The organism is Bradyrhizobium sp. STM 3561 (genome assembly GCF_045571455.1).
Classification (GTDB): Bacteria; Pseudomonadota; Alphaproteobacteria; order Rhizobiales; family Xanthobacteraceae; genus Bradyrhizobium; species Bradyrhizobium vignae.
The window spans coordinates 1,873,623-1,891,982 of sequence record NZ_CP120695.1 but is presented as its reverse complement, the minus strand read 5'-3'; the positions used below and the strand labels follow the sequence as shown (position 1 = coordinate 1,891,982).

The window sequence follows — 18,360 nt, the reverse complement described above, 5'->3', positions numbered from 1 at the left end:
CGAAGGGCGACGGCCCGGCTGCATCTCGGCCGTTCATCCTTCGAGGCTCCCGATGGGGCGCTCCGCGCCCCATCACTCGCACTCAGGATGACGGAAGCCACAGCGAACTGGCACATCCCTGAAGATGCAGTCTCCACGAGCTGCCCCTAGCTGGGCCAGCGGGACAGAAGGCCGCTCGAGGCCTCGAACAATGCGCTCACGCGCAGCAATTCTGCGTCCGCCCGGAAGCGGCCGACCAGTTGGAGGCCGATCGGCAGGCCGTCGCGGGCAAAGCCGCAGGGAAGGCTGATGGCGGGATGGCCGGTCATGTTGAACGGCATGGTCCAGGGGAACCAGTGCGGCCGGACGCTGTCGTAGTGCCGACCATCGATCTCGATGCTGCCGAAGAGGTCCTGCTTGATCGGCAGCGCGGTGCGGGTGAGCGTCGGCATCGCCAGGAGGTGTCCGCGCGCAAGCAGCGATTGCACGCGGCGGAACAACGCGGTGCGCGCGAACATCGCCTCCTGATAGTCGACGCCGCTGACCTCGCTGGCGAGCGCGAGCTGCTTGAGGAAGGCCTCGCTCAGTTCGTTCTTGTGCTCGGCCGCGAGCTTTGCAAAGCGCGTGCGCCAGACGGTGTGGTTGATGGCGCGCCAGATCGGCTCGATATCGAAATCATCGCCGGAGAACTCCTCGAGCTCGGCACCTAACCCCGCCAGTCGATCAAGGCTCGCCTTGAAGCTGGCGGCGACCTCAGTGGACACCGGACGGCCCGGCGGCGTCAGGCAGTACAGGATCCTCAAGCCGCGCAGGTCGCCGCGCGAGGCCGCGGTGCCGATGAAGTCAGGCACGGGGACGCCAATCGACCAGGGATCGCAGGCATCCTCGCCCGCCATCGCCTGCATCATCAGCGCGGTATCGGCCACGGTGCGGGTGGTCGGCGTGACGTAGGTCTGATTGCCGAACACCTCCAGCGCCTGGCTGTGCGGGATCACGCCGTTGCTCTGCTTCAGCCCGACCACGCCGTTGCAGGCCGCCGGAATTCGCGTCGAGCCGCCGCCGTCGGTCGCAATCGCCAGCGGCGCGATGCCGCTTGCCACCGCCACCGCCGCGCCGCCGCTGGATCCGCCGGACGAGCGGCAGGCGTCCCAGGCATTGCGGGTGCGGCCGAACAAAGGTGAATCGGTGAGGCACTTGCTGCCGAACTCCGGCGTCGTGGTCTTGCCGATCAGGATCGCGCCCTCGCTGCGCAGCCGCGCAACGGCGACTGCATCCTCGGTCGGCACGTTGTCCTTGAAGGGAACGGCGCCGAAGGTGGTCTTCACGCCCTTCGTGTTGACGATGTCCTTGACGGTGACGGGGATGCCATGCAGCAGGCCGAGTTCCTCGCCCGCCATTACCTTGCGCTCGGCTTCGCGCGCCGCTGCGATCGCCTCATCACCGCACAGGGTGATGAAGCAGTTCAATTCGGGCTGGAGCGCCTCGGCGCGGGCAAGCACGGCGCGGGTGAGCTCGACTGGCGACAGCTTCCTCGCGACGATCAGGCTACGCAGCTCAGTTGCGGAGCGGAGACAGAGGTCGTTGCTCATGGTGGCAGGCTCGCATCAGGGTGTACAGACCTTGCCAGCGCGCAGCCCATCTGTCCATTTCGATCGGTGCATGGCCGTCGTCGATCGCGGCATCGCGAAGCCTTGCGCCGACTACCACCTCCAGCTGACCTCGTGGCTCCAGGGTGGATCGGCGCCCGGACGGGTGCAAGTGAGGCCGGCGCAATTGGCCGCGAAGGACAGCGCGCGGCGAAGCTCGTCGGCACCGACGTCCTTCAAGGCTTGCCGGGCAATGCGCCCCTGCTTGTGCAGAGCGAACAACAATGCCGCCTGAAAGCTGTCGCCCGCGCCGATGGTGTCGGCGACCTCGACTTTGGGGGCGACGACTTCGATCTGCCCCGCCCCTGCATGCCAAGCGACGGCGCCATGGTTGCCCCTGGTGACGACGACGAGGCTCGTGCCCTGCGCGAGCAGCGCGCTCGCGCGCTGCTGATAGGGCTCGTCGCCAAAGAGATAGGCGAAATCGACGTCCGACATCTTGATGAGATCAGCATGCCCAGCGAACTCCGCCATGCGGGCGAGATAGGCCGGCTTGTCCTTGACGAGATTCGGTCGGCAGTTCGGATCGAAGGAGATGGTCGAGAACGCGCGCGCATCCGCGATCAGAGCTGTGGTCTCCGCCGCGCCCCGGTCGTTGACCAGCGTGGTCGAGCCGACATGGAGAGCTTCAACCGTGTCGAGCGGAATTGTCCCGCGTCGGTACGTCCAGTTCCGCGTCGCCGTCTCGGCATCGTAGAACGCGTAGTGCGACTCGCCCGCGACGATGCGGACGAAGGCGAGCGTGGTCTGGTGATCGCTGCGGGTGGCAAGACCGAGGTCGACGCTGGAGGCGGTTGCATGATCGGCGATCATCCGCCCGAACAGGTCGGTCGAAACGCCGCCGACGAAGCCGGTCGGCGCGCCGAGCCGCGCCATACCGATCGCGACGTTGAGACAGGAGCCGCCGACGGCGGGCATAACGGCCTCGCGACCTTCCGCATTTCGCGTCGGCACGAAATCGATCAGCGCATCGCCGCAGGCAATCAGCATGTCTTTCAACCTCTCGCGACGCTGCGCATCGCCGCGCGGCTCCCCTGGTCGACCTCTCGCAGCAGCTTGTAGACCTCGCGCTTGCGGGCATGAAACGCCGCCATCTCGGGCGCGGTCGGCTCGCTCTTGCGTCCCAGCGCCGACATTTTGGCCATGGTCTGGCCGATGTTGGCATAGGCACCGCCGGCGACGGCGCCGAGCATGGCGGCGCCGAGCAGCACCGGCTCCTTCGTCTGCGGCAGCGCGACGGTAAGGCCGGTCGTGTCGGCCATGATCTGCCGCACCAGCGGACTTCGGCTGGCGCCGCCGCCCATGATCATGATGTTCGAGCGCACGCCATGAGCGGCAAAAGCCTCGATCACCTCGGCGAGCCCATAGGCAAGACCGCAGAGGCCGGCGACGAACAACCGCTCCATCGAACCGATGTCGGTGTCGAGATCGAGGCCGGCGATCACCGCGCGCGTGTCCGGGTCGGCATAGGGCGAGCGGTTACCGATGAATTCCGGCAGGACGTGGACGTCGCGCGCCAGCAGCGCAGCGCGACTGGCATCGCCTGCGCGCGCGATGATGCGGCGCTCGAGGAAGTCGATGAGATCGAGGCCCTCGCTGCGCGCGATCGTGCTCACCTCGCTGAAACCGGGGTGCGACTTGAGGAGATGGTCGATCGCCGCGCCCGCCGCCGACTGGCCACCCTCGTTGAGCCAGAGGTCCGGGACCATGCCGGAATAATAAGGCCCCCACACGCCTTGCACGAAGCATGGCTCCTTCGTCGTCGCCATGATGCACGCCGACGTTCCCATGATGTAGGCGAGACGGTCGCAGACGTCGGTCACCTCGCCCGCCCCATCGCGTCCGCCGATCGCCCCGACGCCGCCGGCGTGGGCGTCGATCAGTGAGGCGCCGACCGGCGTGCCCGGTGACAGGCCGAGTTCAGTCGCGGCAGTTCGGGTCAGCCCTGCCCCAAGCCGCGTGCCGGGGGCGACGATCTCGACGCCGATGCGCGCATAATTCTCGGCGACAAAGTCGGACAGACCAATGCGCTTGAAGAATGGCGCGCTCCAGCCGCCGCCCTCGTGGGCGAGGTAGTTCCACTTGCAGGTGACCGTGCAGGTCGAACGCTGCAGCGAGCCGGTCGCGCGCCAGGTCAGGTAGTCCGCGAGATCGAAGAAATGGCCCGCCGCGTCAAAACTCGTGCGCAGATGCCGCTTCAGCCACAGCAGCTTCGGCATCTCCATCTCGGGTGAGATCGAGCCGCCGACATAGCGCAGCACCGCATCCTCGGTCTCGTTGATCAGCCGCGCCTCGGCGATGGCGCGATGGTCCATCCAGACGATGACGTTGCGCTGCCTGTCGCCGGATCCACTGACGGTGAGCGGCTCGCCATGCCGATCGAGGACAACCAAGGAACAGGTAGCGTCGAAGCCGATACCGCCGACGCTATCGGGCGTAATGCCAGCCTCCGCCATCGCCGCGCGTACCGATGCCGCGCAGGCCTCCCAAATGTCCTGTGACGACTGCTCGACGATATCGCCGGCCTCGTGCCAGACCCGGATCGGATGACGCGCCATCGCGAGCAGCGTGCCAGCCTCGTCAAATACCCCTGCCCGCGTGCTCGTGGTCCCTACATCGACGCCGATATACGCTCGCGGCATTGTCGCTCCCGGTCGCTTCGTCAGTCTTGACGGGAGCCTACCAGCAAGTGTAGCCGCCATCCACCAGCACGATGCTGCCGGTCATCAGGCTCGCGGCCTCCGACGAGAGGAACAGCACGACGGAAGCGATCTCCTCGACCTGCCCCATCCGCGCCATCGGAGTTCCGCCGATCCAGGCGTCGTACATCTTGGGATTGCTCTTTACGAAGGCGTTGAGCGGCGTCTCGATGTAGGTCGGGGCCACCGCATTGACGCGGATGCCGCGCGCGCCCCATTCGGCGGCGAGCGACTTGGTCAGATGGTGCACGGCAGCCTTGGAGGCGTTATAGAAGCACTGCTCCTGCGGCTTGTTGACGATGAAGCCGCTCATCGAGCCGACATTGACGATGGCGCCGCTTCCAGCCTTCAGCATGTGCTTGCCGAACTCGCGGCAGCACCAGAACGTGCCGTTGAGATTGACGTCGATGACGTTGAGCCAGTGCTCGTCGGTGACGGTCTCCGCGGGCGTCTCGCTGCGGGCGATGCCGGCATTGTTGACGAGGATGTCGACCTTGCCGTGGCGGGCGACGAGGTCGTTCGCGACTTCGGCCACACGGTTGGTATCGGTGACATCCATGACCGCGGTCTCGACGTCAAGACCCTTTGCCCTCAGGCTGGCTTTCCCGCTGTCAGCGACCTTGCCGTCACGGTCGCCGATGATGACCCGGGCGCCGGCCTCGGCCAGCGCCTCGGCGCAGCCAAGGCCGATGCCCTGCCCGCCGCCGGTAATGAACGCGGTCTTGCCGTTCAGCTTGAATTTTTCCAGGTACATGATCGTCCTTCCGTTTTCTTGCCGTTTCTTGTCAGCTCCGAAGAGCGTTGCCGTTCTCGTCGAAGCGGTGGATGCGCCCGGGGTCCGGCACCAGCGATACGCGGTCACCGGCGTGCAGACTCAATTCGCCGATGTAGCGCGCCGTCAGCATGCCGAGCGCGCCGGCATCGACGTAAAGGAAGGTGTCGCTACCGAGATGCTCGGCCACTGCGATAGTGCCCTGCCAGCCGCCAGCGCCGTCGCGCTCGATTTTGAGGTGCTCCGGCCGGACGCCGATCGTCGCTGCCCCCTTGTGCAAAGCAGGCTCGCCGGTGACGAAATTCATCTTGGGCGAGCCGATGAAGCCGGCGACGAAGAGATTGGCGGGCCGCTCGTAGAGCTCCAATGGTGAGCCATATTGTTCGATCTTGCCGCCGTTGAGCACGACGATCTTGTCGGCCATGGTCATGGCTTCGACCTGGTCGTGGGTGACGTAGATCGCGGTGGTGCCGAGTTGCTTCTGCAGCCGCGTCACCTCGATGCGCATCTGCACGCGCAGCGCCGCGTCGAGATTGGAGAGCGGTTCGTCGAACAGAAACGCCTTGGGCTCGCGCACGATGGCGCGGCCGATCGCGACCCGCTGGCGCTGGCCGCCGGATAGCTCGCGTGGCTTGCGATCGAGATAGGGCGTGAGGTTGAGCGTCGCGGCGGCGGCCTCGACCTTGCGGTTGATCTCGTCCTTGGCAAGGCCGGCCATCTTGAGGCCGAAGCCGATATTGCCGCGCACGCTCATATGCGGATAGAGCGCGTAGGACTGGAACACCATCGACAGCCCCCGTTTTGCCGGCGGCGTGTCGACGACGTTCTTGCCGTCGATCAGGATCTTGCCGCCGCTGACGTCCTCGAGCCCCGCAATCAGCCGCAGCAGTGTGGTCTTGCCGCAGCCGGAGGGACCGACGAACACAACGAAGGACCCATCGGCGATATCGAGGTCGGCCCCCTTGATGATGTGCACCGGGCCGAAGGATTTTTGTACGCCCTGAAGTGTGATCTGACCCATGATCCCCCTCTACTTCACCGCGCCGAAGGTGAGCCCGCGCACGAGCTGCTTCTGACTGAACCAACCGAGGACGAGAATAGGTGCGATCGCCAGCGTCGAGGCCGCCGACAGCTTGGCCCAGAACAATCCTTCCGGGCTCGAATAGGAGGCGATGAACGTGGTGAGTGGCGCGGCGCTCGAGGTCGACAGATTGAGCGTCCAGAACGCCTCGTTCCAGGCCAGGATCAGGTTCAGCAGCAAGGTTGAGGCGAGCCCCGGGATCGCCATCGGGGTCAACACGTAGATGAGCTCACGGCCGATGGTGGCGCCATCCATGCGTGCGGCCTCCAGAATGTCGCGCGGAATCTCCTTGAAATAGGTGAACAGCATCCAGATGACGATCGGCAGGTTTCCGAGGCACAGGATAAAGACGAGGCCGATGCGAGAATCGAGAAGGCCGAAGGACTTGTAGATCAGGTAGATCGGCACCAGCACGCCGACCGGCGGCATCATCTTGGTCGAGAGCATCCAGAGCAGGACGTCCTTGGTACGTTTGGTCGGCGAGAACGCCATCGACCACGCCGCGGGAATGGCGATCAACAGTGCAATCAGCGTCGAGCCGCCGGCGATGATGATCGAGTTCATCGCGTGGTGCAGATAGTCGCTGCGCTCCTGCACGGTAGCGTAGTTTTCCATGGTCCAGTGGAAGAACAGGAACGATGGCGGTACCGCGAATGCCTCGAGTTCGGTCTTGAAGCTCGCCAGCCCCATCCACAGAATCGGGAAGAAGATCAGGAAGCCGAACAGCCAGGCCGCCGCCGTCGATATCGCCACCCGCCGCGTCGTCGCCATCCGCGCCATGTCAGGCCTCCAAATTGCGGCCGACGATACGGACCAGGAAGAAGGCGACGACATTGGCGATCACCACCGCGACGAGGCCGCCCGCGGAGGCGCTGCCGACGTCGAACTGGATCAACGCCTGCGAATAGATCAGGAACGCGATGTTGGTGGTTTGCAAGCCCGGCCCGCCGCCGGTGGTGACGAAGATCTCGGCGAATACGGTGAGCAGGAAGATGGTCTCGATCAGGATCACCACCGTGATGGGCCGCGCGAGGTGCGGCAGCGTGATGTAGATGAAGGTCGAGACCGCGCTGGCGCCGTCCATCTCGGCGGCTTCCTTCTGTTCCTCGTCGAGCGATTGCAGCGCCGTCAGCAGGATGAGCGTCGCGAACGGCAGCCATTGCCACGTCACGATCAGGATGACGGCAAGCAGCGGTACATCGTTGAACCAATCGATCGGCGTAAGGCCGAACAGCGAAGTGAGCCAGGCGAACAATCCCGACACCGGATGCATCAACAGGTTCTTCCAGACCAGCGCGCTCACCGTCGGCATCACGAAGAACGGGGCGATCACCATCAGCCGCACGAAATTGCGCCCGATCACGGGCTGGTCCATCAGCAGCGCCAGGGGAATGCCGAGCAGGATGGTCAGCGCCAGCACGGAGCCAACGAGCACCAGCGTATTCTGGAGCGAGGCCAGGAAAGCGGGATCGGTGAGGAAGTAGCGGAAGTTTTCCAGGCCGACGAACGATTCCGAGCCGGGGTCGAGCAGGCTATAATGCAGTGTCGAGAAGTAGATCGTCAGGGCGAGCGGGACGATCATCCAGATGAAGAGCAGCCCGACCGCAGGTGTCAGCAGCGAGCGCGCAAGAAACTGCGTCTGCCGGGTTGCCATCCTGACTTCTCCTCTTGGGGAAGAAGGCGGCCATCCATCCGGGGACGGACGAATGGCCGCGAGTCTGAGCTCAGGAGGAAGAGCTCGGGTTCATTTGATGTAGCCGGCGCGCTTCATCTCGCGCTCGGTTGCGGATTGGGCGGCCGAGAGCGCCGCGTCGACGGTGGTGGAGCCCGCAAGCGCCGCGGAGAATTGCTGGCCCACCTGGGTGCCGATGCCCTGGAATTCTGGGATCGCGGCGTATTGCACACCCACGTAGGGAACGGGCTTCACCGTCGGCTTGTTGGGATCAGCGGCGTCGATCGAGGCCAGCGTCAGCTTGGCGAACGGCGCGACCTTCAGATAGTCGGGGTTCTGGTAGAGCGAGGTGCGCGTGCCCGGCGGCACGTTGGCCCACCCCTCCTTCGATGCCACAAGCTTGGTGTAGTCCTTGCTGGTTGCCCAGGCGATGAACTTCTCGGCGGCTTCCGTCTTCTTGGAGCCGGCGGGGATTGCGAGATTCCAGGCCCACAGCCAGTTGGCGTTCTTGCCAAGCCCGGTGTTGGGCGCGAGCGCGAAACCGACCTTGTCGGCGACCATGGAGTCCTTCGGGTTGGTGACGAAGGACGCCGCGACCGTGGCGTCGATCCACATCGCGCATTTGCCGGCGTTGAACAGTGCCAGATTCTCGTTGAAACCGTTGGAACTCGCGCCGGGCGGGCCGGCTTCCTTCATGAGATTGACGTAAGTCGTCAGCGTCGCCTTCCATTCCGGCGTGTTGAACTGCGGCTCCCACTTCTCGTCGAACCAGCGCGCGCCGTAGGAATTGGCCATCGCCGACAGGAACGCCATGTTCTCACCCCAGCCGGCCTTGCCGCGCAGGCAGATCCCGTAGACGCCGGCGCTCTTGTCCGTGAGCTTCTTGGCGGCGTCGACGACGAAATCCCAGGTCGGCTTTTCCGGCATCTTCAGGCCGGCCTTCTCGAACAGATCGGTGCGGTACATCACCATCGAGCTCTCGCCGTAGAACGGCGCGGCGTAGAGCTTGCCGTCGAAGGAGACCGCATCCTTGATCTTGGGCAGGAGGTCGGCGACGTCGTAATCGGCGCCGAGATTGGCCAGCGGCACCAGCCAGCCCTTCTTGGCCCAGATCGGCACCTCGTAGGTACCGATGGTGAGGACGTCGAACTGGCCGCCCTTGGTGGCGATGTCGGTGGTGACGCGCTGGCGCAGCACGTTCTCCTCCAGCGTCACCCATTTTACGGTGATATCAGGATTCTTCTTGGTGAATTCCCCCGTCAGCCCCTGCATGCGGATCATGTCACCATTGTTGACGGTGGCGATGGTCAGGGTCGTTTCGGCCATCGCGGGGACGGCCAGCAGCAGGCAAGACGCGCCGCAGACGGCGCCCAGGACGTGTTTCACGGTGACCTCCCTAAGAGTCGCGTTTTGAGCATATGCCCACGCGTTGAGCGTATGTTCAGCCCAAGGAAGACAGTTGTCAAGCAGGCGCGCGAGTGTTCAAGCAACTTATGAGTGCTGCGGTGCGGGAGGGACGGGGTGTCGCTTCACTCATAACCGTCATACCCCGCGAAGGCGGGGCATCGAGTACTCCGAGTCGTTTATTGGTTTGCCTCAAGTGGGGCCGCGGCGTAATAGATCGTCCGCCTTCGCGGACGATGACAGCGGTGTGGGTAGAGGGACTTCCCGCCTCGTATGCACGCCGGAGGCGTAAACGCCCTATCGCTCCAAGATCGCCCTTGCTGTCGCCTCGTCCGTGATCAGCCCATTGATCAACCGCCCGTTCAGTGCCGCAGCGATCGCCGCCACTTTGGCGGCGCCAACCGCGGCGCCGATCGTCGTGGTCTTCGCCGGCACTTCCGGCGGAATGCTGGTGAGGCGCTTGTTGGTGCCGGCCTTGAGCAGGCGGCCCTTGGCATCATATGCCCAGCCCGTGATCTCGCCGATGGCCCCCAGACGCATCATCTCGAACAATTCGTCCCGGGTGACGAAACCGTCGATATGCACCTGCGCCTTCTGGTCCATCTGACCGATGCCGACGAGGCGCAAATCCGCCTTGGCCGCGACTGCCTTCACCTTCGCGATCGGCTCGATGCGCACCATCCTATTGCGCTCGTCCTCCGACGACATCAGGAACGGCAGCGGCATCGGATAGTGCCGCGCCCCGGTGCGGTCGGCGAGCCGGCCGACGGTATCGTAGAAGCTGGCCGAGCCGTCGGCGGAGATATTGCCCACCAGCGAGACGATCTGGTGATTGGGCCGGTCGATCGGCGTGACGCGCTCGACCGCGGCGCGCACGGCCCGGCCGGTGCCGAGCGCGACGATGACCGGCGTCTCCGAGCGCAGCGTCGCATCGAGCAGATTGGCGCAGCGCTCGGCGATGCCTGCATTGGCCTGCGGCGCGACAAAATCTGCCGGCACCACCTCACAATGAACGAGCTTGAACCGCTCCTTCAGACGCGCCGCCAGCTCCATGCAGGCGGCGATGGGATGTTCGAGCCGGAAGGTGATGAGACGTTCGGCAAGGCACAGCGAGACCAGCCGCTGCGCCGAAGCGCGCGAGACCTGGAGCATCTTTGCGATCTCGTCTTGAGTGTGGCCGGCAATGAAGTAAAGCCAGCCGGCGCGCGCAGCGTCGTCGAGTTTCGACTTGTCGTTCTCGGCCGCCATGCGGGGCTCACACCTTCCAGAAATCGCTCATGCGCGCGAAGACCCGATCGGCCCCGGCGGCGGACAATATAGCGTGGCCGTCGCCGGTGCGATAATGGCCGCCGCCGACAAATCCCCAGACGGTCATTCCGGCCGCCTTGCCCGCCTGCACACCGCTGACGCTGTCCTCGATCACCAGCGTGCGTGAGGGCGGCGAGCGCATGTTCTCGGCCGCATGGAGGAAGAGATCGGGCGCCGGCTTACCGTGCCTGACCATCTGCGCGGTGTAGAGCCGATCGCCGAAATGTGCCCGAAGACCGGTGACGTCGAGCGAGAGCGATACGCGGTCGATGTCGCTGGACGAGGCCACGCAGAACGGCACGGTCAGCTCCGAGATCACCGCCTCCACCCCGGGGATCGGCTCGAGCGAGGCGACAAACGTCTCCAGCACATGTGACTTCAATCGCGGCAGGAAGCCATCCGGCACGATCTGGCCGAGATCGCGGTAGTGCTGCTCGATCGCCTTGGTGCTGCGTCCAAGAAACAGTTCGAGCGCTTGCTCCTCGCTGAGCGCGAAACCGAACTCGGCCAGCACCTCGGACAGGCAGCGGCAGCTCAAGAGCTCGCTGTCGACGAGCACGCCGTCACAATCGAAGATGATCAGATCGGGTTCTGGCCGGCCTTGGTCCATCCGGCCATTCGATCATATACTCAGCAGGTGAGCAATAGCTCAGAAGCCGATGTTGAATCATGGAATCGCCGGGGAGATCTTCGAGGATTCCCAGCCGGCCTCTCGTTGCTCGCAATCCGTCGCCGACATCTGCCTTCCACATCAAAGACGCCGAACAGATATCTCACCGGCGCGGTTCCGACTTTGTCGGCGCACAAACAATGCATCCGGCCGGAGGCGCGTTTGCGCTATCGCAACGTCCCGCTGGTCCTTCCGCCCTAACGTGGATCAATTGAGTTCCACAGGCGCAATATGAGGCGATGCACAAATCGGGCTGATGACCGCGTCCCCACTATCATCGCATTCGCCATCGCGCTCCGGCGAATGGGGGTGCTATCGACGGTGGCAAAGGTCTCGGCGGTGAGCCTTTCGGTTGCCATCGCCGTGGTGCTCTTCACGACGCAATAATCGTCGGGCGTCGCAGCCCATTCCGGCAACAGAGCGCTTCGGCTCATCGCCGTAACGCGGTAAAGTTCGCTACCGCACACGACCCAATGAGTTCGCTATGCCTGAGATCATCAATCTTGGTGGGCTGCAGCTGACTTTTCTCCGGAGCAAGGACGACACTGCCGGCGCTCTCGATCTGTTCGAGATGACGCTCCAGCCGAACGCGCGAATGCCGATCCCTCACTATCACGATCGTTGGGACGAAACGATCTATGGACTAAGCGGCGTCTCGACCTGGCGGATCGATGGAATGGACGTCGACGTGGCGCCGGGCGAGACCGCGTTCATCAAGCGCGGCGTGGTGCACGGCTTTACAAATCGTTCGGCCCGGCCGGCGACCTGCCTGTGCATACTCACCCCCGGCGCGCTTGGTCCTAAATATTTCAAGGAAATGGCGGGCCTGCTCGCCGCCGGCACGCCCGATCCGGCAAAGATGAAGGAGACGATGCTGCGCTACGGATTGGTACCAGTGCTGCAGTCTTGAGCTGTTTACGACGCAGTAGCGGGCTGGCAGTCGGGACCGTAGACCGCATGGAACGCAGCGGAATGCGGGACAGTCTCGCCGAGCGGACAGAACCCGGAATGCGCTTCACTCCATCCGGGCGACGACGGCCTCATCGCCGCTGGTTATAGACATCGATGCACACCGCACCGAGCAGCACCAGGCCCTTGATGACCTGTTGATAGTCGATGCCGATGCCGAGGATGGACATGCCGTTGTTCATCACGCCCATGATCATGGCGCCGACGACGGCGCCGCCGACCCGCCCCACCCCGCCATAGGCCGAGGCACCGCCGATGAAGCAGGCGGCGATGACGTCGAGCTCGAAGCCGAGGCCGGCCTTGGGCGTCGCGGTGTTGAGGCGCGCGGCGAAGACGAGGCCGGCGAGGGCGGCGAGCACGCCCATGTTGACGAAGGTCAGGAAGGTCAGCCGCTCGGTCTTGATGCCTGACAGGCTTGCCGCCTTGGCGTTGCCGCCGACCGCATAGATCTGCCGGCCGATCACGGTGCGACGGGTCACGAAACCGTAGAGCGCGATCAGCGCGGTCATGATCACCAGCACGTTGGGCAGGCCGCGATGCGATGCGATCAGATAGGTGAAATAGAGCACGGCGCACGCCAGCAGGATGCTCTTGCCGAGGAAGAAAGCGTAGGGCTCGATCTCGATGCCGTGCGATTGCTCGCGCGACCTGCCCTTGGCGCTGGCGTAGACGAGACCGAGCGCGAGCACCGCCCCGATCAGCATGGACGTCGGGTGTAGCGTGCCGGCCTCGGGCAGCAGCTCCGGAATGAAGCCCGAGGACAATTTCTGGAAGGTCGGCGGGAACGGGCCTAGCGACTGGCCCTGCAACACCGCCAGCGCCAGCCCCTTGAACACCAGCATCCCCGCCAGGGTGACGATGAAGGACGGGATCTTGAAATAGGCCACCCAATAGCCTTGTGCGGCGCCAATGGCGGCACCGACCAGCAGGCAGGCGATGAAGGCAAGCGTGTAATCGACCTTGTAGGTCACCATGAGAACAGCGGCGACAGCGCCGATGAAGCCCGCGACCGAGCCGACCGAGAGGTCGATATGGCCGGTGACGATCACCAGCAGCATGCCGAGCGCCATGATGACGATGTAGCTGTTCTGGAGCACCAGATTGGTGAGGTTGAGCGGCTGCAGCAGCGTGCCGCCAGTCACGACCTGGAAGAACAGCATGATCGCGACCAGCGACATCAGCATGCCGTAGTTGCGCAAATTGTTCTTGATGAAGCTGCCGTGCCGGCGCTCCTCGGGCAGCGACACCGTCTTGTCGGTCATGGCTGCGATCCTCCCATCTCCGCGGCCGCTGGCGCGGCGTTCCCAATGCTTCGTTCGTTGCGCATGATGGCGCGCATGATCTTCTCCTGCGTCGCCTCCGATCCCCTGAACTCCCCAACAAAGGCACCGTCGTTCATGACGCAGATGCGGTCGCAGATGCCGAGCAGCTCGGGCATTTCCGAGGAGATCACCACGACGCCGCGGCCCGCTTCCGCGAGCTCGTTGATGATACAGTAAATCTCGTATTTGGCACCGACATCGATACCCCTCGTCGGCTCGTCCAGGATGAGAACCTTGGGGTCGGTCATCAGCCATTTGGACAGCACGACCTTCTGCTGATTGCCGCCGGAGAGCTGGCCGGTCTCCTGGTAGACGTCGGAGCAGCGGATCCGCATCCTGCTGCGGTAGTCGCTGGCGACCTTCAGCTCGGCGATGTCGTCGATCACGCGGCCGGGCGCGACCTGGTCGAGGCTCGCAAGCGTGATGTTCTTGCGGACATCGTCCGCGAGGATCAGGCCGAGCTGCTTGCGGTCCTCGGTGACATAGGCGAGGCCGGCGTCGATCGCCGCGGCGACGCTCGGCAGGGCCATCTCCCTGCCCTCGAGGCGGAGGCTGCCGCTGATATTGGTGCCCCAGGAACGGCCGAACAGGCTCATCGCGAATTCGGTACGGCCGGCGCCCATCAGGCCGGCGATGCCCACGACCTCGCCGCGCCTGACACTGAAATTGACGTTCTTGATCACCTGCCGCTCGGGATGAATGGGGTGATAGACCGACCAGCTCGCGACATCGAGCACGGGCTCGCCGATCTTCACGCTGCGCTCCGGGAAACGATGCGCCATATCGCGATTGACCATGCTGCGGATGATGCGGTCTTCCTGGATCGGCTCGGCATGGCAGTCGATGCTATCGACGGTGCGGCCGTCGCGCAGTACGGTGATGTGGTCGGCGACCTTGGCGACCTCGTTCAGCTTGTGCGAGATCAGGATCGAACCGATGCCCTGCTCGCGGAACGCCTTCAGGCGTTCGAGCAGCGCGGCGCTGTCGGCCTCGTTGAGGCTCGCGGTCGGCTCGTCCAGGATCAGCATCCGCACGCGCTTGGACAGTGCTTTGGCGATTTCCACGAGCTGCTGCTTGCCGACTCCGAGATCGGTGATCAGTGTATCAGGCGATTCCCTTAGGCCGACCTGCGCCAGCAGCTCGCGCGTGCGCCGGTACACTTCGTCACGATCGATCACGCCGAGCTTCGACGGCGGATGCGACAGGAAGATGTTTTCCGCGATCGACATCAGCGGGATCAAGGCCAGTTCCTGGTGGATGATGATGATGCCGAGCGCCTCGGAATCGTTGATGTCGCGGAAACGGCGCTCCTCGCCCTCGAAGACAATTGTGCCCTCGTAGCTGCCGTGCGGATAGACGCCGCTCAGCACCTTCATCAGCGTCGACTTGCCGGCGCCGTTCTCGCCGACGAGGGCGTGGATCTGCCCGGCATGAACAGAGAAGTTGACGTCGCGCAGCGCCTGTACACCGGCAAAGCTCTTGCTGACGTTACGCATCTCCAGCATGGCGGTCATTGGCTTTGGTGTCCCTTGCTCTACTTCGCCTCTCGCCGCGTGCGCGGAGAGATTGAATGATATCACTGCATCCACATCGTCATTGCGAGCGCAGCGAAACAATCCGGACTATTTCCGCGGCGGCAGACTGGATTGCTTCGCTGCCCTCGCAATGACGGAGTGCATAGCAACCATTGCCCGTGTGGAAACCCTCTCCCCGCAAACGGGGAGAGGGGAAAGAGAGAGTCTTACTGGAACTGCGACTTCTTGTAGTAGCCGCTGTCGACCAGCACCTTCTCCCAATTATCCTTGTACACCACGACCGGCTTGAGCAGATAGGACGGCACGGTCTTGACGCCGTTCTCATAGGTCTTGGTGTCGTTGACGGTGACCTCCTTGCCGGCAAGCGCGGCGTCGACCATGTCGGCGGTCACCTTGGCGAGGTCGCGGGTGTCCTTGAAGATGGTCGAATACTGGTCGCCGCGCAGCATGGCCTTGATCGAGGGCACTTCGGCGTCCTGGCCCGAGATAACAGGCATCGGCTGGTCGGCACTGCCATAGCCGACGCCCTTCAGCGAGGAGATGATGCCGATCGAGATGCCGTCATAAGGCGACAGTACGGCATTGATCTTCTTGTTGCCGTAGTAGGCACTGAGCAGGTTATCCATGCGGGCCTGCGCCGTGGCGCCGTCCCAGCGCAGGGTTGCGACCTTGTCCATGCCCATCTGGCCGGAGACGACGACGAGCTTGCCGCTGTCGATATACGGCTTCAGCACGCTCATCGCGCCGTTATAGAAGAAGTAGGCGTTGTTGTCGTCGGGCGAGCCGCCGAACAGCTCGATGTTGAAGGGACCCTTGCCTTCCTTGAGGCCGAGCCCCTTTTCGATCGACTGCGCCTGGAGCACCCCGACCTGGAAATTGTCGAAGGTCGCGTAATAGTCGACGTTCGGCGTGCCGCGGATCAGGCGGTCATAGGCGATCACGGTGATGCCCTTGGCCTTGGCTTGCTTGAGCACGTCGGACAGCGTGGTGCCGTCGATCGCGGCGATCACCAGCGCCTTGGCGCCCTTGGTCACCATGTTCTCGACCTGCGAGAGCTGGTTCGGGATGTCGTCCTCGGCATATTGCAGGTCGGTGTTGTAGCCGCGCTCTTTCAGCACCTTGACCATGTTGTTGCCATCGTCGATCCACCGCGCCGAGGATTTGGTCGGCATGGCGATGCCGACCGTCGCCTTCTGGGCGAAGGCGGGCACGCCTGCGGCCATCGTGGCAGCACCGGCCAGCGCCAGCGCGAGAAACGTCGTCTTCAGTTTCAACATGTTTCACTCCCTTGTGTTTCACTGTCTTCTTCGTAGCGTCGAGAACGTGGTGGTGGGCTGCCTCTGGTCTCCTATGCGAGCTTGACGTCGGGTTCCGCGCGTCCGCGCGCGGATGCCTCCAGTAGAAAAGTGCAGCCGGCTTGCGGATCGGCGGCGCGCGCGGCCGCGTCCATGTCCTGCCAGGCCGAGGTGACGAGGAGGCGCGACAGATCGGGGCCGACGAAGGCGGGACAGCTTGCCTGTATTGCGGGCACGCTCAACGAGCGAAGGCGCTCGCCTTGCGGAGAATAGACGTCGATCCGGCTCGCCCCCCAGCAGGCATTCCAGATCCTTCCATCAGCGTCGCACACTGAGCCATCAAGGCCGCCGATGCCGCTGTGGCGCAACAGCACCTCCGGCTCGCCGCGCGGCAGGCCGGTCGCAGGATTGAGCGGCACGGCATAGAGCACGTCGCGCGGAGTGTCGGTGAAATAGCCGGTGGCGCCGTCAGGCGAGAAGCAGATCGAATTTGGAATGCTGATGCCCGGAAACAGCGTCGCGATCCTCCCCCGATGGAGCGCATAGATCGCGCCCGCCTGCGGCTCGGCCCTCTTGCCCATGGTGCCGATCCAGAACGTGCCTGATTGATGCACGCGGCAATCGTTTGAGCGCGTCGCCGGATTGTCCGCTTCGAGCGGACAGAACAGTGTCATCGCGCCGTCGACGAGCGTTCGAATGTAGAGCCCGTCCTCCGCGACGATCAACTGGCGTTCGGCATCGATGCGTCCGAGCGCGCTCGCCATCCGGTCGAGTGCGTGGACACGAACGCCGCCGCTGCCGAGCCGAGCCTCGAACAGCAGCCCTTCACGGATGTCGAACCACCAGGCCGTATCGGTGGTCACGTCATAGGTCGGACCTTCGCCGAGATGGCAAGGATGGTGCGACAGGACAGTGGTTGGCACCTGTTCCATCATGGCGACCTCGCCGAGAATCGATAAACCGTGTGATGGCGATACGTCCCGCCGGGATCAAGGCGCGGGCTCGGGAAGTCCGGCCGGTTCGGCGCATCAGGCCAGATGTGTGGCTCCAGGCACATCGCGTCCGATTGTCGGATGAGCTTGCCGCCCTTGCCCGAAATGGTGCCGTCGAGATAGTTGCCGGAATAGACCTGGAGTCCGGGCTGATCGGTGAACAGCTCCATGATGCGCCCGGAGCGCGGCGCCTCGAGCCGCGCCGCGAGCGCAAGCTTGCCATCGCGCCCGAGGCAGTAGGTGTGATCGTAGCCCCTGCCGTTTTGCAATTGCTGATCGTTCTCACGGATCCGCTCGCCGACCGGCCGGGCCCTGCGGAAGTCGAACGGCGTGCCGGCAACCGCGCGCGCCGGCTCCGGCAGCGGAATGGCGGTGGCATCAATGGCCAGGAAATGGTCTGCGGCGACGGTCAGCTCGTGATCGAGAATGGACGTTCCCGACGTCGCGCCCTCCAGGTTGAAGAAGCTGTGGTTGGTCAGGTTGACGATGGTCGTTCGGTCCGTCCGCGCCTCCATGACGAGCGACAGTTCGGCTGGACCGGTGACGCGATAGGTCACGCGCACGTCGAGCCGGCCGGGATAGTTCTCTTCGCCATGCGGGCTCGTATAAGTGAGCGTCACCGCGGGCTCGGGGCCCTCCTCGATTGCGGCAATCTCCCAGAGCTTGCGGTCGAAACCATCCAGGCCGCCGTGCAGCGCGTTGGGACCGTTGTTGACGGGAAGCTGCACCGTCTCGCCATGAAGCGAAAACTGCCCCTTGGCGATGCGGTTGGCGTAGCGGCCGACCGTGGCGCCGAAAAACTTTCGTTCGGCGAGGTAGCCGGCAAACGCGTCATGGCCGAGTACGACGTCGTCGTATCCACCTTTGGCATCCGGCGCGATCAGCGCTTGCAACACCGCGCCGTGGCTGATGATGCGCGCCTCGAAGCCGCCCTCCCCGCGCAGCGCGACGCGCTCGACCCTGCGGCCATCCGGCAACTTCCCGAAAACGTCTCTCGTGACCTTTGATGCGGCCAT

At 64.2% G+C, this 18,360-nt stretch carries 16 protein-coding genes; 1 reads left to right on the top strand and 15 read right to left on the bottom strand.

The genetic code is table 11. From position 1 onward, the window contains the following. Window positions 1–146 precede the first annotated feature (146 nt). From P6U28_RS08540 to P6U28_RS08495, 10 genes are all read right to left on the bottom strand, one after another. Window positions 147–1,568 (bottom strand): amidase, encoded by a 1,422-nt coding sequence (locus P6U28_RS08540; RefSeq protein ID WP_209296274.1) that lies wholly within the window; start codon window positions 1,566–1,568, stop codon window positions 147–149. 111 nt (window positions 1,569–1,679) lie between these two features. Further along, window positions 1,680–2,615, bottom strand: coding sequence for a carbohydrate kinase (locus tag P6U28_RS08535; protein WP_122404015.1), 936 nt, complete (start codon window positions 2,613–2,615; stop codon window positions 1,680–1,682). A 5-nt stretch (window positions 2,616–2,620) separates the two neighbouring features. After that, window positions 2,621–4,267, bottom strand: coding sequence for an FGGY-family carbohydrate kinase (locus P6U28_RS08530; RefSeq protein WP_122404016.1), 1,647 nt, complete (start codon window positions 4,265–4,267; stop codon window positions 2,621–2,623). Window positions 4,268–4,304: 37 nt separating this feature from the next. Further along, window positions 4,305–5,078 (bottom strand): SDR family NAD(P)-dependent oxidoreductase, encoded by a 774-nt coding sequence (locus P6U28_RS08525; protein ID WP_122404017.1) that lies wholly within the window; start codon window positions 5,076–5,078, stop codon window positions 4,305–4,307. A 31-nt stretch (window positions 5,079–5,109) separates the two neighbouring features. Then, window positions 5,110–6,117 (bottom strand): ABC transporter ATP-binding protein, encoded by a 1,008-nt coding sequence (locus P6U28_RS08520; RefSeq protein WP_122404018.1) that lies wholly within the window; start codon window positions 6,115–6,117, stop codon window positions 5,110–5,112. 9 nt (window positions 6,118–6,126) lie between these two features. Beyond that, window positions 6,127–6,957 (bottom strand): carbohydrate ABC transporter permease, encoded by an 831-nt coding sequence (locus P6U28_RS08515; RefSeq protein WP_129143075.1) that lies wholly within the window; start codon window positions 6,955–6,957, stop codon window positions 6,127–6,129. Between the two features lies 1 nt (window position 6,958). Further along, entirely contained in the window at window positions 6,959–7,831 is an 873-nt protein-coding gene (locus P6U28_RS08510) for a carbohydrate ABC transporter permease (RefSeq protein ID WP_122404020.1), read from the bottom strand. 90 nt (window positions 7,832–7,921) lie between these two features. Next, window positions 7,922–9,235 (bottom strand): sugar ABC transporter substrate-binding protein, encoded by a 1,314-nt coding sequence (locus P6U28_RS08505; RefSeq protein WP_122404021.1) that lies wholly within the window; start codon window positions 9,233–9,235, stop codon window positions 7,922–7,924. A 315-nt stretch (window positions 9,236–9,550) separates the two neighbouring features. Next, window positions 9,551–10,501: a sugar-binding transcriptional regulator gene (locus tag P6U28_RS08500; protein ID WP_122404022.1), complete on the bottom strand. Its 951-nt coding sequence runs from the start codon at window positions 10,499–10,501 to the stop codon at window positions 9,551–9,553. A 7-nt stretch (window positions 10,502–10,508) separates the two neighbouring features. After that, the gene (locus tag P6U28_RS08495) at window positions 10,509–11,171 is read right to left on the bottom strand and encodes an HAD family hydrolase (protein ID WP_122404023.1); all 663 of its coding nucleotides are present in this window, start codon (window positions 11,169–11,171) and stop codon (window positions 10,509–10,511) included. Between the two features lie 544 nt (window positions 11,172–11,715). Here P6U28_RS08495 and P6U28_RS08490 point away from each other — a divergent pair. Continuing rightward, window positions 11,716–12,141: a cupin domain-containing protein gene (locus P6U28_RS08490; RefSeq protein ID WP_407122048.1), complete on the top strand. Its 426-nt coding sequence runs from the start codon at window positions 11,716–11,718 to the stop codon at window positions 12,139–12,141. 130 nt (window positions 12,142–12,271) lie between these two features. Here P6U28_RS08490 and mmsB read toward each other — a convergent pair whose 3' ends face one another. The 5 genes from mmsB to P6U28_RS08465 form a co-directional block, all read right to left on the bottom strand. Beyond that, window positions 12,272–13,462 carry a multiple monosaccharide ABC transporter permease gene (mmsB, locus tag P6U28_RS08485; RefSeq protein WP_122404025.1) on the bottom strand — a complete coding sequence of 397 codons (1,191 nt, stop codon included), beginning with the start codon at window positions 13,460–13,462 and terminating at the stop codon, window positions 12,272–12,274. Continuing rightward, window positions 13,459–15,036 (bottom strand): multiple monosaccharide ABC transporter ATP-binding protein, encoded by a 1,578-nt coding sequence (gene mmsA, locus P6U28_RS08480; protein WP_122404026.1) that lies wholly within the window; start codon window positions 15,034–15,036, stop codon window positions 13,459–13,461. Before mmsA ends, mmsB begins: the two co-directional genes overlap by 4 nt. 227 nt (window positions 15,037–15,263) lie before the next feature. Continuing rightward, window positions 15,264–16,334: a multiple monosaccharide ABC transporter substrate-binding protein gene (gene chvE, locus P6U28_RS08475; protein ID WP_122404028.1), complete on the bottom strand. Its 1,071-nt coding sequence runs from the start codon at window positions 16,332–16,334 to the stop codon at window positions 15,264–15,266. A 71-nt stretch (window positions 16,335–16,405) separates the two neighbouring features. Continuing rightward, window positions 16,406–17,284, bottom strand: coding sequence for an SMP-30/gluconolactonase/LRE family protein (locus P6U28_RS08470; RefSeq protein ID WP_162500616.1), 879 nt, complete (start codon window positions 17,282–17,284; stop codon window positions 16,406–16,408). Continuing rightward, window positions 17,284–18,360: an aldose epimerase family protein gene (locus P6U28_RS08465; protein WP_122404030.1), complete on the bottom strand. Its 1,077-nt coding sequence runs from the start codon at window positions 18,358–18,360 to the stop codon at window positions 17,284–17,286. Before P6U28_RS08465 ends, P6U28_RS08470 begins: the two co-directional genes overlap by 1 nt.

Excerpts from the sequence above, each read along its gene's own strand:
- P6U28_RS08540 (WP_209296274.1), bottom strand. The coding sequence starts at position 1,568 with ATGAGCAACGACCTCTGTCTCCGCTCCGCAACTGAGCTGCGTAGCCTG.
- P6U28_RS08535 (WP_122404015.1), bottom strand. The coding sequence starts at position 2,615 with ATGCTGATTGCCTGCGGCGATGCGCTGATCGATTTCGTGCCGACGCGA.
- P6U28_RS08530 (WP_122404016.1), bottom strand. The coding sequence starts at position 4,267 with ATGCCGCGAGCGTATATCGGCGTCGATGTAGGGACCACGAGCACGCGG.
- P6U28_RS08525 (WP_122404017.1), bottom strand. The coding sequence starts at position 5,078 with ATGTACCTGGAAAAATTCAAGCTGAACGGCAAGACCGCGTTCATTACC.
- P6U28_RS08520 (WP_122404018.1), bottom strand. The coding sequence starts at position 6,117 with ATGGGTCAGATCACACTTCAGGGCGTACAAAAATCCTTCGGCCCGGTG.
- P6U28_RS08515 (WP_129143075.1), bottom strand. The coding sequence starts at position 6,957 with ATGGCGCGGATGGCGACGACGCGGCGGGTGGCGATATCGACGGCGGCG.
- P6U28_RS08510 (WP_122404020.1), bottom strand. The coding sequence starts at position 7,831 with ATGGCAACCCGGCAGACGCAGTTTCTTGCGCGCTCGCTGCTGACACCT.
- P6U28_RS08500 (WP_122404022.1), bottom strand. The coding sequence starts at position 10,501 with ATGGCGGCCGAGAACGACAAGTCGAAACTCGACGACGCTGCGCGCGCC.
- P6U28_RS08495 (WP_122404023.1), bottom strand. The coding sequence starts at position 11,171 with ATGGACCAAGGCCGGCCAGAACCCGATCTGATCATCTTCGATTGTGAC.
- P6U28_RS08490 (WP_407122048.1), top strand. The coding sequence starts at position 11,716 with ATGCCTGAGATCATCAATCTTGGTGGGCTGCAGCTGACTTTTCTCCGG.
- mmsB (WP_122404025.1), bottom strand. The coding sequence starts at position 13,462 with ATGACCGACAAGACGGTGTCGCTGCCCGAGGAGCGCCGGCACGGCAGC.
- mmsA (WP_122404026.1), bottom strand. The coding sequence starts at position 15,036 with ATGACCGCCATGCTGGAGATGCGTAACGTCAGCAAGAGCTTTGCCGGT.
- chvE (WP_122404028.1), bottom strand. The coding sequence starts at position 16,334 with ATGTTGAAACTGAAGACGACGTTTCTCGCGCTGGCGCTGGCCGGTGCT.
- P6U28_RS08470 (WP_162500616.1), bottom strand. The coding sequence starts at position 17,284 with ATGGAACAGGTGCCAACCACTGTCCTGTCGCACCATCCTTGCCATCTC.
- P6U28_RS08465 (WP_122404030.1), bottom strand. The coding sequence starts at position 18,360 with ATGGCCGCATCAAAGGTCACGAGAGACGTTTTCGGGAAGTTGCCGGAT.